Annotated in this window: 12 protein-coding genes; 6 read left to right on the plus strand and 6 right to left on the minus strand. The window is 73.1% G+C overall.

Annotated elements, in window-relative coordinates:
• The first annotated feature begins 400 nt into the window (after nucleotides 1-400).
• Both IE145_RS00970 and IE145_RS00975 read left to right on the plus strand, forming a co-directional pair.
• Nucleotides 401-2,503, plus strand: coding sequence for a TPM domain-containing protein (locus IE145_RS00970; protein ID WP_189518572.1), 2,103 nt, complete (start codon nucleotides 401-403; stop codon nucleotides 2,501-2,503).
• Between the two features lie 58 nt (nucleotides 2,504-2,561).
• Nucleotides 2,562-3,278: a PspA/IM30 family protein gene (locus IE145_RS00975; RefSeq protein ID WP_189517905.1), complete on the plus strand. Its 717-nt coding sequence runs from the start codon at nucleotides 2,562-2,564 to the stop codon at nucleotides 3,276-3,278.
• A gap of 13 nt (nucleotides 3,279-3,291) precedes the next feature.
• On the opposite strand, the gene IE145_RS00980 is transcribed toward IE145_RS00975, so the two are convergent.
• The 5 genes from IE145_RS00980 to IE145_RS01000 form a co-directional block, all read right to left on the minus strand.
• The gene (locus IE145_RS00980) at nucleotides 3,292-5,859 is read right to left on the minus strand and encodes a SpoIIE family protein phosphatase (protein ID WP_189518574.1); all 2,568 of its coding nucleotides are present in this window, start codon (nucleotides 5,857-5,859) and stop codon (nucleotides 3,292-3,294) included.
• Between the two features lie 214 nt (nucleotides 5,860-6,073).
• On the minus strand, nucleotides 6,074-6,517 hold the full coding sequence (locus IE145_RS00985; RefSeq protein WP_189517906.1) for an ATP-binding protein: 444 nt from the start codon (nucleotides 6,515-6,517) through the stop codon (nucleotides 6,074-6,076).
• 164 nt (nucleotides 6,518-6,681) lie between these two features.
• On the minus strand, nucleotides 6,682-7,086 hold the full coding sequence (locus IE145_RS00990) for an NUDIX hydrolase (protein ID WP_189517908.1): 405 nt from the start codon (nucleotides 7,084-7,086) through the stop codon (nucleotides 6,682-6,684).
• A gap of 214 nt (nucleotides 7,087-7,300) precedes the next feature.
• Nucleotides 7,301-7,501 (minus strand): SPOR domain-containing protein, encoded by a 201-nt coding sequence (locus tag IE145_RS00995; protein ID WP_189517910.1) that lies wholly within the window; start codon nucleotides 7,499-7,501, stop codon nucleotides 7,301-7,303.
• 198 nt (nucleotides 7,502-7,699) lie between these two features.
• Complete coding sequence (locus tag IE145_RS01000; protein ID WP_189517912.1) at nucleotides 7,700-8,452, minus strand: GntR family transcriptional regulator; 753 nt, start codon at nucleotides 8,450-8,452, stop codon at nucleotides 7,700-7,702.
• Between the two features lie 268 nt (nucleotides 8,453-8,720).
• On the opposite strand from IE145_RS01000, the gene IE145_RS01005 reads away from it, so the two are divergent.
• Nucleotides 8,721-10,130, plus strand: coding sequence for a glycoside hydrolase family 18 protein (locus IE145_RS01005; protein WP_189517913.1), 1,410 nt, complete (start codon nucleotides 8,721-8,723; stop codon nucleotides 10,128-10,130).
• Between the two features lie 115 nt (nucleotides 10,131-10,245).
• Here the strand turns inward: IE145_RS01005 and IE145_RS01010 are convergent, their stop codons facing one another.
• Nucleotides 10,246-11,832 carry a S8 family peptidase gene (locus IE145_RS01010; RefSeq protein WP_229825164.1) on the minus strand — a complete coding sequence of 529 codons (1,587 nt, stop codon included), beginning with the start codon at nucleotides 11,830-11,832 and terminating at the stop codon, nucleotides 10,246-10,248.
• Nucleotides 11,833-12,074: 242 nt separating this feature from the next.
• On the opposite strand from IE145_RS01010, the gene IE145_RS01015 reads away from it, so the two are divergent.
• The 3 genes from IE145_RS01015 to IE145_RS01025 all read left to right on the plus strand — a co-directional run bounded on the left by IE145_RS01015 (nucleotide 12,075) and on the right by IE145_RS01025 (nucleotide 16,333).
• Entirely contained in the window at nucleotides 12,075-13,184 is a 1,110-nt protein-coding gene (locus IE145_RS01015) for a threonine synthase (protein ID WP_373296554.1), read from the plus strand.
• 134 nt (nucleotides 13,185-13,318) lie between these two features.
• Nucleotides 13,319-16,012 carry a glycosyl hydrolase family 65 domain-containing protein gene (locus tag IE145_RS01020; RefSeq protein WP_189517917.1) on the plus strand — a complete coding sequence of 898 codons (2,694 nt, stop codon included), beginning with the start codon at nucleotides 13,319-13,321 and terminating at the stop codon, nucleotides 16,010-16,012.
• Nucleotides 16,013-16,084: 72 nt separating this feature from the next.
• Complete coding sequence (locus IE145_RS01025; protein ID WP_189517919.1) at nucleotides 16,085-16,333, plus strand: SCO4226 family nickel-binding protein; 249 nt, start codon at nucleotides 16,085-16,087, stop codon at nucleotides 16,331-16,333.
• Nucleotides 16,334-16,337 lie beyond the last annotated feature (4 nt).

The following is a 16,337-nucleotide window of genomic DNA, read 5'->3' on the forward strand; positions in this document are numbered from 1 at the left end:
GCGTCCGCCCCATCTGACGACGGGCGGCGGCCTTTCGTCTCTCCGCACACGCGTGGGCCGACCGCTTTCCCGCGCCCTTTCATGCGAACAGCGGATGCGGGCCGGTGCGACGCTCCGGCGGACGGCGGGCTCGGTTCGCCTGATCGCGGTGGGCTCGGTCGGCCGGATCGCCGGGTCGCCGGGGTGGAGAAGCACCCCGATCGCCGGGTCGTAGGGGTGGAGAAGCACCCGGATCGCCGCATCGCAGAGGTGGAGAAGCACCCGGATCGCCGCATCGCGGAGGTGGAGAAGCACCCGCATTGCCGGGTCGCGGGTGGGGAAATCCATACATAACCTCGCGAAGGTGACGTCTCCTCGATCGCCACGGATCACCGGCCGGTTCGCCGCGCCGCTCGCCGCCCTGGCCTGTGCGCTGCTCGCCGTGGGCTGGCTGGTGCTCCCCGCCGCCGTGCCCGCGCGCGCCGACGACCCCGTCGAGCTCTCCCGGGACGGGCAGATCACCGACCGGGTCGGCGCCCTGGGCGACCGGGCGGGGCAGGTGGAGGACGCCCTCAACCGGTTGTACGACGAGCAGCGCGTCCAGCTCTTCGTGGTGTACGTACGTGACTTCTCCGGCCGGTCCGGACAGACCTGGAGCGACGAGACCGCCGACCGCAACGGGCTGGGCCAGGACGACGTGCTGCTCTCCGTCGCCACGCACGACCGGCAGTACGCCTACTCCGTCGATGTGGACTCCCGGCTCACCGATGACCAGCTGCGGGCTGTGGCGGGTACCGCGATCGAGCCCGCGCTCCGGGAGAACGACTGGGCGGGGGCGGCGATCGGCGCGGCCGACGGCTACGCCTCCGTGCTGGCCGGGCGCCCTGTGACCGCCCCCGCCATCACCCCGGGGCCCGCCGACCCCGGCGCGGGCGGCTCCGACTCCACCGGTGCCCGCGACTTCATCCTTCCCGTGGCCGTCGTCGCGGGCGTGGGCGCGGTCGGCGTCTACGCGTACGCCCGGCGCAGACGGCGCACGACGACGCGCACCACCCCGGCGGCCACCGGCTGGGGCCGGGGCGTGGGGGCGGGCGGTGCGCCGGAGCCGCCGACGCCGCTGCCGGAGCTGGACGCGCAGGCGAAGCAGGTGCTGGTGGACACGGACGACGCGGTGCGCACGAGCGAGGAGGAACTCGGTTTCGCCACCGCTCAGTTCGGCGAGGAGGCCGCGAAGCCGTTCACGGCGGCGGTCGCGCGGGCGAAGGACGAGCTGACGCAGTCGTTCCGGTTGCGCCAGCAGCTCGACGACGCCTTCCCGGAGGACGACGCGACCCGCCGCCGGATGCTGGACGAGATCCTGCGCCGGTGCGCGTCCGCGAACGACGGGCTCGACACCGTCTCGGAGGACTTCGACCGGCTGCGCGCTCTGGAACGTACCGCTCCGCAGGCCCTGGCCGCCGTGGACGCCACCCACCGCGAGCTCGCCGGGCGGGTCGCGGCGGCCGAGTCGGGTGTCGCCGGGCTGCGCGAGCGGTACGGGGAGGGCGCCGCCGCCCCCGTCGCGGCCGACGTCGAGCAGGCCGAGGACCGGCTCGTCTTCGCGGGCTCGGCCGTGGGCGAGGCCCGTACGGCGGTCGAGGGCGGCGAGAACTCCCGGGCCGCGGTGTACATCCGGGCGGCCGAGGGCGCGGTGGGCCAGGCCGGCACACTGCTGGACTCGGTGGACCGGCGGGCGGCGGAGCTGGGCGAGGCCGCACGGAGGCTGCCCGCCGCGCTGACCGAGACGGAGACCGACCTCGCGGACGCGGGCGGGCTGCTCGAAGGGACCGCCGAGGGGGCCTCGACCGCCGATCTGCGCGGCCGGGTCGCCCGCGCCGAGGCCGTACGCGCCGATGTCCGGGGCGCGATGGCGGCGGGACCGTACGACCCGATCGACGCGCTGCGCCGGGTGGAGGAGGCGGACGCGGCCCTGGACGAGGCGCTGGCGGGGGCCCGGGACCAGGAGCGCGGCACGGCGAAGGCCCGCTCCCTCCTCGATCAAGCGATGCTCACCGCCCGGTCCGCGATCGGGGCGGCGGCCGACTACGTCACGACCAACCGGGGTGCGGTCGGCAGCCAGGCCCGTACCCGGCTGGCCGAGGCGCAGCGGCGGTGGGAGCGGGCCCGGGAGCTGTCGGCCACGGACGCGCGGGGGGCGCTGGCCGAGGCGCGGCAGGCGGACGCGCTGGCCGGGCAGGCGATGGCCCTGGCCGAACAGGACGTACGCGGCTTCCGCTCCCGGCAGGGCCCCGGCGGCACGGGCGGGGCGGTGCTCGGCGGCATCATCCTCGGCGGCCTCTTCGGGGGCGGCGGCCGGGGCGGGGGCATGGGCGGGGGCATGGGCGGCGGCTTCGGCGGAGGGTTCGGCGGCGGCCGGTCCGGTGGCTTCGGGGGCGGACCGGGCAGCTTCGGCGGCGGCAGAACCAGGGGGCGGCGGGGCGGCGGCGGAACCCGGGGGCGGCGGGGCGGTGGCGGCCGCTTCTGAAACGACCGGCAGAGCAGGACCACAGCGTGAACCGTCCCGACTTCCAAGGAGCCGTCCCATGACCAAGCAGACCGTCCTCGGCCGTGTCACACAGCTGGCGAAGGCCAACATCAACGCCCTCCTCGATCAGGCCGAGGACCCCCAGAAGATGCTGGACCAGCTGATCCGGGACTACACGAACAACATCGCGGAGGCCGAGCAGGCGGTCGCGGCCACCATCGGCAACCTCCGGCTGATGGAGCAGGACCACCAGGAGGACGTGGAGGCGGCGGCCGAGTGGGGCGGCAAGGCGCTGGCGGCCAGCCGGAAGGCCGACGAGCTGCGCGGGGCCGGGTCGGTGGCGGAGGCCGACACGTTCGACAACCTGGCGAAGGTGGCGCTGGGCCGTCAGCTCCGGTCCGAGCAGGAGGCGAAGACGGCGGAGCCCACGATCGCCTCGCAGACGGAGGTCGTGGACAAGCTGAAGGCGGGGCTGGACCGGATGAAGGCCAAGCTCTCCGAACTCAGGGCCAAGCGCGACGAGCTGGTCGCGCGTGCGCAGTCCGCCCAGGCGCAGAACCGGATGATGGACGCCGTGAAGGACATCGACGTCCTCGATCCGACGAGCGAGCTGAGCCGCTTCGAGGAGAAGGTGCGGCGCGAGGAGGCGAAGGCCCTGGGCAAGCAGGAGCTGGCCGCCTCCTCGCTGGACGCCCAGTTCGAGCAACTGGACAGCCTCGGCGACAGCGCGGAGGTGGAGGCCCGGCTGGCGGCTCTGAAGGCCGGTTCCGCGTAACGCGCGTACCGGGTCAGTACATGCTCAGCAGCTGCTCCACGGAGAGTTCGGCGGCCGGTTCCCCGTCCGGCAGGGCCAGTTCGAACCAGACGGTCTTGCCGCGCGGGGTCCGGCGCGAACCCCAGGCGGCGCTGAGCAGGCCGACCAGCTGGAGCCCGCGGCCGCCCTCGTCGGTGTCGCGGGCGCGGCGGCGGCGCGGCTGGACGAGGCCGGCGTCCCAGACCTCGCAGACCAGCGTGCGGTCGCGCAGCAGCCGGAGCCGGATCTCGCCCTCGCCGTAGCGCAGGGCGTTGGTGACCAGCTCGCTGACGAGGAGTTCGGTGGTGTCGACCAGGTCGTCGAGGTCCCAGGCGAGCAGTCGGGTGCGGGCCAGCTCCCGCGCGCGGCCCACCGAGCGGGGTTCGCGGGGCAGCGTCCAGTCCCCCACCGCCTCCGCGGGCAGCCCTTGGATACGGGCCATCAGCAGGGCGATGTCGTCCTCGCCGTGCCGGGTGTCGAGGGTGGAGAGGACGAAGTCACAGGCGTCCTCCAGCTCCATCTGCGGGCCGGTGAGCACGGACCGCAGCGCCTGGAGGCCCTCGTCCAGCGGCTGGTCCCGGGACTCGACCAGGCCGTCGGTGTAGAGGGTGAGGAGGGCGTTCTCGGCGAGCTCGACCTCGACCTCCTCGAACGGCTCGCCGCCGACGCCCAGCGGCATCCCCGGGGGTACGTCGATGAGCCGGGCGGGCCGGCCGGGTTCGACGACGGCCGGGGGCATGTGCCCGGCGTTGGCGAACGTACAGCGCCGGGTGACCGGGTCGTAGACCGCGTACACGCAGGTCGCGAGGTACACCTCCGAGAGGTCCGCCTCGCGGGACTTCTGCGCGGCGCGCGAGGGCCACTGCGCTCCGCCGCTGCCGCCGAGCCCCTCGCTGCGCTCGCCGCCGCCCGGGGAGCCGAGGCCGCGGGCGACCTCGTCGAGGGCGGAGAGCACTTCGGCGGGTTCCAGGTCGAGGAGGGCCAGGGTCCGCACGGCGGTGCGCAGTTCGCCCATGGCGACGGCGGCGCGCAGGCCGCGGCCCATGACGTCGCCGACGACGAGGGCGGTGCGGTGGCCGGGCAGCTCGATCACGTCGAACCAGTCGCCGCCGACCTCGGTGGCGGTGTTGCCGGGCAGATAGCGGCAGGCGATGTCGAGTCCGGCGGCCTCGGGGTCGCCGGGGGGCAGCAGGCTGCGCTGGAGGATCAGGGCGCGTTCGTGCTCGCGGCGGTAGAGGCGGCCGTTGTCGATGCAGACGGCGGCTCGGGCGGCCAGTTCGGTGGCGAGCGCCCGGTCGCGCTCGCCGAACGGCTCGCTGCCCTTCGTCCGGGAGAACTGGACGAGGCCGACGACGGTGTCGTGGGCGACCATCGGCACGGCGAGCGTCGACTGGACGAAGCCCATCTCGTCGCCGGGGACGTCCTCGACCCGGCCGGAGCGCAGGGCCACGGCGCAGGGCGAGCCGAACGGGAAGCGGTGGACGGAGCCGAGGGCGGGCGGCACGTCGTCGGGGCCCGGGGCCCCGCTGCCCGCCACGGCGGTGGGCAGGGCGTCGGCGACCGCGCTGGCGTGGGCCACCCGGCGCAGCTCGGCCGAGCCTCCGGCGGACTCGCGGTGGGCGGGGGCCCAACTGCCGGGCGCGGCCTCCTCACCGGTGAGGAGGCCCTGGTAGAGGTCGACCGAGGCGAGGTCGCAGAAGCCGGGCACGGCCACGTCGAGGAGTTCGCGGGCGGTGGTCTCCAGGTCCAGGGAATTGCCGATGCGGGCGCTGGCCTCGTTGAGCAGGGCGAGGTTGCGGCGGGCGCTGGCGGCCTCCCGGGCGGCGATGTGCCGACGGGTGACGTCGGTGGCGAGGCCGGCGATGCCGACGGGGCGGCCGGCCCCGCTGTGCACCCGGTAGAGGTTCATGGACCAGTGGCGGCGCTCGGTGGTGCCCGGGGCGGTGCCGACGAGCTGGAGGTCGGTGACCGACTCCCCGGTCTCCAGGACCCGTTTCAGAGTGGCGGACAGCCGGTCGGCCTCGGCCCGCGGGAGGTAGTCGTCGACCGTGCGGCCCCGGTGGTCCTCGGCCGCGCCGCCGAAGACCGTGGCGAAGCGCTGGTTGGCCCGGACGACCGCGAAGTCGGTGCCGAACAGCACGAAGCCGAAGGGAGATTGGCCGAATATGGCTTGTGACGCGGCGAGGTCGGTCTCGATGCGCCGCAGGGCCCGGACGTCGACGACGATACAGAGCGCGGCCCGCTCGCCCTGCCCCGTCAGACTCGGCATCACATAGACCTCGGCGACGCCGTGCGCCCCGCCCTCGCCCGGCATCCGGAACGGGACGAGGCCCGTCCACTCCTTGCCGTCGAGGATCTCGCCGACCCGCCGGTGGCCGTCCGAGCGCAGCTCGGCGGGCATGAAGGCCTCCACCGGGTCGCGGCCGATCGCCTCGGTCGAGGCCATGCCGAACAGCGCTGCGGCCCGGCTGCTCCACTGCTCGATCAGACCGTCGGGGCCGATCGAGAAAGAGGCCACCCTGATGTAGTCGTAGATCGAGCCGGGCGGGCTGTTCTGCCACACGACGTCACCGGCCGTCCCGACGGCGTCGCCCGTCGTCCCAGGTATTTCGCTCACGCGACCGTCCCCTCCAGCTCACACACCGGACCGGTCCTGCCCGCAGTATTCAGCACTACGGCCCCGACCGACACGGCGTTCACGATCACAGCAAGGTCTCAGTCCCTTTCAGCCAGGTTCTGCCCGACCTCTGGTGATCGCTGTGCTTCCCTCCACTCTCCTAACCAGGGAGAGCCAGCTCGAACCACACGGTCTTGCCGCTCTTTCCGCGACGGGTCCCCCAGCGGCGTGCGGAACAGGCCACGAGCTGGAGTCCACGACCGCCTTCGTCGTCGGGTCCCGCAGTGCGTTCGGTGGGTGGATCCGGAAGCGGATCGGAGACTTCCACCAGCAGTCCCGGGGTGGCGGGCGGGTGGTCGGCGGGCGGAGGGCCCCCGTCGGGGTACGTACGGGCCAGGCGTACGCCGATGGGGCCGGAGGCGTAGCGGAGGGAGTTGGTCACCAGCTCGCTGACGAGCAGGACCGCCAGGTCGCCCACCGCCGCGTCGAGCCCCCAGGAACCCAGCGCTCCCCGGACGGCGTGCCGGGCGCCGCGCACGGAACCGGGTTCGGCCGCGAAGGTCCACTCGGCGCAGTCGCCTTCGGTATCGATCACGCCGATCACTTCCCAGGGACGACCGCGGGCGCACCCCCTGTGCAAATGGGGACTAAACAGCCCATACCCACCATTGATTGCCCGCTACCGCGCAACCGGGTGTTTGCTACAGACGGCCGTACGCCCCACGCCCGTCACGGGTCGGCGGGTCAGCGGGTCAGCGGGTCAGCGGGTCAGCTCAACGCGCCCGTCACCCTCAGGTCGTCGAAGAGCAACCGGTCCACGGGCGGCACGAGGGCCCGGTCGGCGAAGGAGAACCACGCCATCTCCTCGATCTCGCTGCTCGCGGCGAGCGTGCCGCGGTAGTCGCCGTAATAGCAGCTCATCCGCACGACGGCGGCGCCGGGCCGGTCGTCGACGGGGGCCTCGTAGGTCCCGGCGTGGACGACGGTCTCCCGGATCAGTCCGACCGTCAACTCCTCCTCGATCTCCCGCAGGAGGGTCTGCAGATCGGTCTCCGTGCCCTCGCGCTTGCCGCCCGGGATGTAGAAGACGTCCTTGCCCCGGGGCCGTGCGCAGAGGATCCTGCCGCCCTCGATCCGCACCCACGCCACCGTGTCGATCAGCACCGACGTCACCTGGTCACCACTCCGTCATCACTCCGCCCCGCTCGCGGCGCCGTTCCGCCGGGGGCTGCCGCACCCCGGTCGGGCCGGACCCTACCGTCCGGGGCGTCGGCACGCGGAATGCGAGCGGGGGGAGCCGGGGGCGTACGCGCCGCCCTGAAGGGCCGGAAAGCCCGTGCCCCCCGGGCAGCACGACAGCCGCCCCTCGGGCCCCCGGGGCCGTCCGTCAGGAACCGGCTCCCTGGCCCACGCGCTCCACCCGGTAGAGCTGGTGGTGATGGCGGTCGTCGAGGCCGTCGGCGACCTTCTGGGCCTCCGCCTGCGTGGCATACCGGCCCACCCGGTAGCGGTTGCCGCCGTCGTCCTGCCGTATCACCTGCCACGGGAGCGCGGCGCCGCTCTCACTCATCGTGTCGCTCCCCCGCATATCGCCCCTCTCCCCGCCGGCGTGCACGTCTCTAAGGATCCCCAGGAAACCGCAGTACGCATATGCCCGAGCGTACGCCTGACCTTCACTCAGTGCAGGCGTCTTTGCACAAAGAGATACACATCCGGCCATCACAAAGGGGGCGCATCCATCGGAATGCGCCCCCTGATGTCACGCCCGACGCGGCGTCACCTCATGTCATCTCACCGGCAGGTGGTACGCGATCCGGTACCGGTCCGCCGGGACGACCACGTCAGCCGTCTCCACGGCCCGGCCGGACGCGTAGTAGGTGCGCCCGATGACGATGACCACATGGCCGGGCACACCGCCGAGCGCCAGGAGCTCCTCCGCCAGCCCCGGGCGCGCACCGACCTCCTCGGCGACGTTGTCCACGACGATGTCGATCGCGGCCATCCGGTCGACCACCCCGCAGCCGCCCAACGGGCCCTCCTCCGGCAGCATCACGGGCGTGCGGCCCGTGACGGCGAGCGGCTCCCAGGAGGTGGAGAGCATGATCGGCTCGCCCGCCTCCCGGAAGACGTAGTGCGTGCGCATCACGCGGTCGCCCGGCTCGATGCCCAGCCGCTCGGCGATCTCGGGGCCCGCCGCCTCCTGCTCGCTGCTGGACTCCCAGGTCCCGCGCGCCCCCTCGGCCGTCTGCTCCTGCCGGAACGGGCTGGCCCCCTTGTCCGGCCGGTAGCCGGAGCGGGCGATCATGCGGGGCACGGGGCGCTCGCGCACATAGGTGCCGGAGCCCGAGCGCCCCTCGACCAGCCCCTCCGCCATCAGGACCTTCCGCGCCTCCAGGGCGACGGTGTCCGAGACCCCGTACTCCTCACGGATGCGGGCCTGCGAGGGCAGACGGGTACGAGGCGGCAGCGCGCCGTTGACGATCTTCTCCCTGAGATCGCTCGCCACGCGCAGATAGGCGGGCTGCTCACCGAAAGTCACAGGCCACTCCCAACGGGTTGACAGTCTGCGACAGCCTGGCAACCGTGGGTTGTATACCGCAAGCATGGGCCAGAGTTTCACTCAATGTGATGATCTTGCGGCGGTCCATGCATACCTCCACCCCCCACATCCCTGCCCCCGCCCTCCCCGTCCACGCGTCCGCGAAGTCCGGCAACTCCGGGACTCTTGACCATTTTTGGTCCAGACCAATACCTTCCCTGTGCACAGCACGGCTCTCCCCCGCCCCTTCCGCACAGGAACGAGCCCCATGCGTCGAAGAAACCTGTCCCGAATGACCATCGCCGGCGTCGCCCTGGCCCTGCTGGCGGGTGCCGCGCCCGCGGCCACGGCCGGTACCGGCCACGACCGGACCGACCGCGGCGACCGCGGCAAGGGCCACCACCGCCCCGCGTACAAGAACATCGGCTACTTCACCCAGTGGGGCGTCTACGGACGCGACTTCCAGGTCAAGGACCTGGACACCAGCGGGGCCGCTGCCAGGCTGACCCACATCAACTACGCCTTCGGCAACGTCAGCGCCGAGGGCAGGTGCTTCACCGGCAACATCCCCGGCCAGGCCGACGCCTGGGCCGACTACGCCCGTCCGCTCGACGCGGCGGGATCGGTGGACGGCGTCGCCGACACCGACACCCAGCCGCTCGCGGGCAACTTCAACCAGCTGCGCGAGCTGAAGGCCAAGCACCCCGGTCTCAAGGTCATGATCTCGCTGGGCGGCTGGAGCTGGTCCACCCACTTCTCCGACGCGGTCCGCACCGCGGCCTCCCGCAAGGCGCTCGTCGCCTCCTGCATCGACCTGTACATCAAGGGCAACCTCCCCCAGGACGGCGCACGCGGCGGCGACGGCGCGGCGGCCGGCCTCTTCGACGGCATCGACGTCGACTGGGAGTGGCCCGGCTCGCCGGCCAACGAGGGCACCGTCTTCCGCCCGGAGGACAAGAAGAACTTCACCGCCCTGATCCACGAGTTCCGCACCCAGCTCGACGCCCACGCGAAGAGCGAGGCGAAGGCCGAGAGGAAGAGGGGCAAGGGCCACGGCCACGGGCACCACAAGCCGAAGCCCAAGCACTACGACCTGTCGGCGTACGTTCCGGCCAACCCGAAGGCCATCGACGCGGGCTTCGACGTGCGGCGCCTCATGAAGGACTTCGACTTCGTCAACATCCAGGGCTACGACTACCACGTCTCGGGCGAGAAGAAGACGGCCCAGCAGTCCGCCCTGTACGCGCGGAACGACTTCAGCGTCGACCGGACCGTGCGGGACTGGGTGCGCCGCGGTGCGCCCAAGCACAAGATCGTGGTGGGCATGCCGACGTACGGCCAGGGCTGGACCGGTGTGACCGGCGGCGGTACGGGCCTGGGGCAGCCGGCGACGGCCCCGGCCCCGGCCACCTGGGCGGCGGGCTACGAGGACTACAAGGTCCTCAAGAAGCTGGCCGCTTCGGGGACGTACGAGATCCACCGCGATGTGAGGAACGGCCACGCGTGGCTGTTCGACGGCACGACGCTGTGGACGTACGACGACCCGCAGGTGCTGCGCACCAAGGCCGCGTACGTCCGTGACAAGGGGCTCGGCGGGGCGATGTTCTGGTCGCTGGACGGCGACACGGAGGACGCGGAGCTGGTCACCGCGGTGGACCGCGCGCTCAACCGCCGCTGACGGCACGGATCCCGTCGCCGGACGGGCGAAGGGGCCGGGACGGTCGCACGACGCGACCGTCCCGGCCCTTCTCACGCTGTCCCACACGGTGCGGTGGTTCACCGCCGGGGCGGGATCAGAACTGGAGCGCCCAGCTGTTGATCCGGCCCGTGTCGTACGTCCAGTTGTCGCTGACCCGCAGCTTCCAGGTGCCGTTGGCGACCTCGGAGGAGGCGTTGACCGTGTACGTGGTGACCACGTTGTCGCTGCTGCCGCCCGAGCCGTACGCCTTCAGGTTGTAGACCGAGCCGTCGGGCGCGACCAGGTCGATCTTCAGGTCACCGATGTAGGTGTGGGAGATGTTGACCGGGACCTGGAGCGCGGACGGGGCGTTGCCCGAGATCCCGGTGACGGTGACCGGGGACTCGACCGTGGCGTTGTCGTTGATCGCGTAGCCGGTGGTGTTCTCGAACCGGTCACCGGGCGGCGGGGTGGTGCCGCCCGAGCCCACGTGCAGCAGTCGGTTCGGCGATCCGCTGCCCGGGTTGCCGACGACGCCGGTGGTGGCGGCCGCGACGAGCCCGGCGGAGACCTGGGCGGGGGTCGAGCCCGGGTTGTCGGCGAGGTAGATGGCGGCGGCGCCGGCGACGTGCGGGCTGGCCATCGACGTGCCGGAGATGGTGTTCGTGGCGCTGTCGCTGGAGTTCCACGTCGAGGTGATCGACGAACCCGGCGCGAAGATGTCCACGACCGAGCCGTAGTTGGAGAAGCTGGAGCGGGCGTCGGAGCTGGTCGTCGAGCCCACCGTGATGGCGTCGGCGACACGCGCCGGGGACTTCGTGCTCGCGTTGGTCGACTCGTTGCCCGCCGCGACGGCGTAGGTGATGCCCGAGTCGATGGACCGCTGCACGGCCGCGTCGAGGACGGAGTCCGCGCCACCGCCGAGGCTCATGTTGGCGACGGCGGGCTTCTGGGCGTTGGCCGTCACCCAGTCGATGCCCGCGACGACCTGTGCCGTGGTGCCGGAGCCCTGGTTGTTCAGCACCCGGACGCCGACGATCTTCGCCTTCTTGGCGACGCCGTGGGCGGTGCCCGCGACGGTGCCCGCCACGTGCGTGCCGTGGCCGTGGCCGTCCTGGGCGACGTTGTCGTTGTCGATGGCGTCGTAGCCGTTGAAGGCCCGTCCGCCGAAGTCGTTGTGGCTGATGCGCACCCCGGTGTCGATGACGTAGGCGGTGACGCCCTCGCCGGCCTTGTCGGGGTAGGTGTAGCGCTGGTCCAGCGGGAGGTTCCGCTGGTCGATCCGGTCGAGCCCCCAGGAAGGCGGGTTGGTCTGGGTGGCGGAGACCGTGAAGGTGCGGTTCTGCGAGACGGACGCGACGGCCGGGTCGGCGGCGAACTTCTTCGCCTCCGCGGCGGTGGCCTCGACCGCGTAGCCGTTGAGGGCCGAGCGGTAGGTGCGCTCGATGCTCGCGCCGTACTTCTTCGCGAGGGCCTTGCCCTTGGCGGAGTCCGACTTCGCGGCCGAGTCCTTCAGCGTGACGATGTAGCTGTCGCTGATGGTGCCGGGAGCGTCCGCGTTCAGGACGACGCCTTCGGGTGCGCGCTCGGCCGCGGTCGCCGGAAGGGCGGCGGTGGCGAGGGCGACGGCGGCTGCGGTGGCTATGACGGTCGCCGCGGCGAGTCTTCGACGGGCCTGGGGGGTCTGACGCGTCACTGACATGTGAGGGGTCCTCCTCATAGGCGGTGCTCTGGTGGGGGGTGCTGCAGGAGTCACACGACCGACTCCCGACAGGGGCATGACAAATCAACCATCGGAACGCCCCACGTTCTGCGTCGTCCGGCCGGCGGCATGCCCTGCTGCCAGCGAAAGATTGACCGATCCATGGCGAACCCACAAGGGTGCCTTGAGGTGTTTCCCCGCGCCTGGCGTTCACCCGCCATACGCCTGACATGCTGGCGGACATGGCGATCTATTACTGTCCAGTGGATGGGACGCGATCCGCGATCACCGCTCTGACCTGGTGTTGTCCGGTCTGCCGGGGGCCCTGGGATCTCGACTTCACCCCTGCGCGGGGCGGCGGGATGAACGCGCTTGCCGACCGGATCGATTCCTTGTGGCGTTACAAGGATTTCCTCCCGCTCGACACCTCGACGATCTCCCTGGGCGAGGGGCGCACCCCTCTCGTCCCGCTCACGGACACCGTCTCGGCGAAGCTCGACTACCTGATGCCGACGCTCTCCTTCAAGGACCGGGGCGCGGTGATGCTCGCGGAACTGGCCCGGCGGCTGGGCCCGGACCGGGTGGTGGCGGACAGTACGGGCAACGCGGGCACATCGGTCGCGGCGTACTGCGCACGGGCCGGACTGCCGTGCACGGTGTACGTCCCCGAGGGCACGCCGGCGCAGAAGACCGAGCAGATCCGGGCCCACGGCGCGCGCTTGGTGGCCGTCCCGGGCGGGCGGGAGGCGACCGCGCTGGCGGCCCGCGCGGCGGCGGACGAACCGGGGGTCTTCTACGCCTCGCACGTCTTCAACCCGTACTTCCTGCACGGGACGAAGACGTACGTGTACGAGCTCTGGGAGGACCTCGGCGGCCGGCTGCCGGACGCGCTGGCCGTCCCGGTCGGCAACGGCACCCTGCTGCTGGGCGCGGCCCTCGCCGTCGCCGAACTGCACGCGAGGGGCCTGATCGAGACCCGCCCCCGCCTGATCGCCGTCCAGGCGGAGGCGGTCTCTCCGCTGGCCGCCGCCTTCCACGCGGGCGCGGACGACCTGCTCCCGGCCGACCCGGCCACGCCGGCCGCCCCCACGCTCGCGGAGGGCATCGCGATCCCCCGCCCGCCGCGCGCCCGCCAGATCCTGGCGGCCGTCCGGGCCTCGGGCGGCACGTTCCTGACGGTCACCGAGGACGACATCCACGACGCCCAGCGGGATCTGGCGGCACGCGGCCTCTACGTCGAGACGACGGGCGTGGCCTGCTGGGCGGCGGTCCGGGACGGGGGCGACGCGGTACGGGGCAGCGTGGTGGTACCGCTGTGCGGGGCGGGGCTGAAGACGGGGATGGCGGGGTAGGGGGCGTTCCCCCGGCGGGACGGTGGCCGGATCTGCTCCATCCGGCGGGCAGGCGGACGTCCCGTGCGGGGGCGGTCCGGGGGCTTCGCGTGCCGTGGCCGCCGACCGCACCGCCGCCTTCCTACCGTCGTACCGTGAGCCTCCCCCGCGTCCTTGCCCGCACCCTCGCGCCCCTGGTCGTCGCCGCCCTGATCGCCCCGCTGCCGCCGGTCGCCGTGGCCGCCGGGCCCCGCCCCGCGACCCCGGCCGGCCAGGACCGGCCGTCGGCGCCTTCCCCCGGCCCCGGGGAAGGCGCCGACGGCCGTCCCCCCGCCTGCGGGAACGCCTCCGACCCCGCCTGGGCCCCGTCCTCCACCCGCTTCGGGGAGGCCGACGGCTACGACCCGTACGTCGGCAACGGCTACCTCGGCCACCGGGTCCCGGCCACCGGCGCCGGGTACGCGTCCACCGGGGAGAAGACCGGCTGGCCGCTCTACACCCCCCGCTACGACGGCGCGTTCGTCTCCGGGCTGTACGCGGCGGACAAGGCCGTCGCCGAGGGGCGGGAGGTGGTCGCCGCGCTGCCCAGCTGGACCGGCATCGGCCTCCGCGTCGGCGGGGAGACGCTGGGCGACGCCACCCCGGCGGGCCGGATCTCGCACTACCGGCAGACCCTCTTCCTCTCCTGCGGCCTCGTGCGCACCTCGCTGCGGTGGACGACCGCGGACGGCCGCGCGACCGACGTCACCCACGAGGTCCTGGCCGATCGCTCGGACGTCCACACCGGTGCCGTACGCCTGCGGATGACCCCGCACTGGAGCGGCACCGCGACCGTCACCGGCCGGCTCGACGAACGCGGCGCGCGCCGGATCACCCTCCGCGAGAACGGCACGTTCCGCACGCTCGGCACGCACGTCGAGGGGGCGATCGCGCAGGCGATGCGGCGCGGCTCGGGTGTGGTCGAGACGCTGCGCGCCGGTACGGCCCCCCGGCCGGCCCCGGTCCGCGCGGGCCGGACGTACACCTTCGAGAAGTACGTCGGTGTCGACACCGCCCTCACCTCCGCCGCCCCCGCCGAGGACGCTCGCGAGGCGGCGCACCGGGCGGCCCGGCGCGGCTGGGACCGGGTGTTCGCGGCGAACGAGGCGGCGTGGCGCGAGGACTGGTCCGCCGATGTGCTGGTCCCCGGCGACCGCGAGTTGCAGGGCCGGCTGCGCTCCGCCCAGTACGGGCTGCTGGCCAGCACCCGGCGCGGCTCCGCGGACAGTATCGCCCCGGCCGGTCTGACCAGCGACAACTACGCGGGCCTGGTGTTCTGGGACGCCGAGACGTGGATGTTCCCGGGGCTGCTCGCCACCCGCCCGGAGCTGGCGCGCTCCGTCGTGGAGTACCGCTACCGCACCCGTGGCGCGGCCCGGGGGAACGCCGAGAAGCTGGGCCACGACGGGTTGTTCTACCCGTGGACGAGCGCGAGCCGGGGCCGGCTGGACTCCGAGTGCCACAGCGTGGACCCGCCGCACTGCCTGACCCAGAACCACCTCCAGGGCGATGTGTCGCTCGCCGTCTGGCAGTACTACCTCGCCACCGGCGACCGCGACTGGCTGGCGGCACGCGGCTGGCCGCTCCTGAAGGGCATCGCCGACTTCTGGCGGTCGCGCGCCACGGCGAACGCGGACGGCAGCTACTCCATCAACGACGTCGCGGGGCCCGACGAGTACAGCAACGGCGTCGACGACGGCGTGTTCACCAACGCGGTCGCCGCCACCGCCCTGCGCAACGCTACCCGCGCGGCCCGCCTCCTCGGCCAGAGCCCGCCCCCCGGCTGGAACCGGCTCGCGGACCGGCTCCGTATCCCGTACGACGCGGAGAAGAAGGTCTTCCTCCAGTACGCGGGCTACAACGGCTCCACGATCAAGCAGGCGGACACGGTCCTGCTGACGTATCCCCTGGAGTGGCCGATGGAGCCGGGCGCGGCGGCGGCCACCCTGGACTACTACGCGGCCCGCACCGACCCGGACGGCCCGGCGATGACGGACTCGGTGCACGCGATCGACGCGGCGGCGATCGGTGAGCCGGGCTGCTCGGCGTACACCTACCTCCAGCGTGCGGTACGGCCGTATCTGCGGGGTCCGTACGATCTGTTCTCCGAGGCGCGCGGCGACAAGGCGGGCTCGCAGGACCCGCTGTCCGGCTTCCCGGCCGAGGACTTCCTGACCGGCAAGGGCGGCTTCCTCCAGGTGTTCACGCACGGCCTGACCGGGCTCCGGCTCCGCGAGGACGGCGTGCGCCTGGACCCGACGCTGCCGCCCCAGCTGGGCGAGGGCGTCACGCTGAAGGGCCTGCGGTTCCGGGACGCGGCGTACGACGTCGAGATCGGGCCCCGGAGCACCACGGTCCGGCTGACCTCGGGCACCCCGTTCACGGTGCACACGGCGCAGGGGCCGCGCCGCCTCGCCGCCACGCTGACCCTGCCCACCCGCCGCCCGGACCTGACGCCGACGGCCGACGCGGCGCGCTGCCGCCCGGTGACGGCGACCTCCGAGGCCCCGGGCCTGTACGCGGAGGCGGCGGTGGACGGGAGCCCGGCGACGTCCTGGTCCCCCGACGGCGCGGCGGGCTCCCTGACGGTGGACCTGGGCCCGCGCCCCCTGCGGATCACGGGGGTGAACCCGCGCTGGAGCGACGTACCGCCGGCCTCCCACACGCTGGAAACCTCCCTCGACGGCCGGTTCTGGCGTCCGTTCCTGGCGGGCGACACGGCCAGGAAGGTCCGGCTCACGGTCCGTTCGCAGGACCCGCGGAAGCCGACGGGGGTGGCGGAGCTGCGGGTCGGGACGGGCGGGCGGTAGGACGCGCCCTCGCCCGGCATCGGGTGCAGCATGGAAGAGGGGCACAACCGAACATCCGGAGGTGTACGAGTCATGGGCATGTACATGGATGTCCACCGGGGCATGAAGGGCATCACGTCAGCGGAGTTGAAGGACGCGCACGCGGCCGACGCGGCGATCGAGAAGGAGGAGGGCGTCCACTTCGAACGCGCCTGGGCGGACCCGGAATCCGGCACGGTCTACTGCCTGTCCACCGCCCCCTCCGCCGACGCCGTCCAGCGGATCCACGAACGCGCGGGCCACACGGCGGACGAGATCCACGCGGTGCCGCTGATGGTGTGACCGC

The sequence above is a fragment of the Streptomyces sindenensis genome, from assembly GCF_014649035.1.
GTDB lineage: Bacteria > Actinomycetota > Actinomycetes > Streptomycetales > Streptomycetaceae > Streptomyces > Streptomyces sindenensis.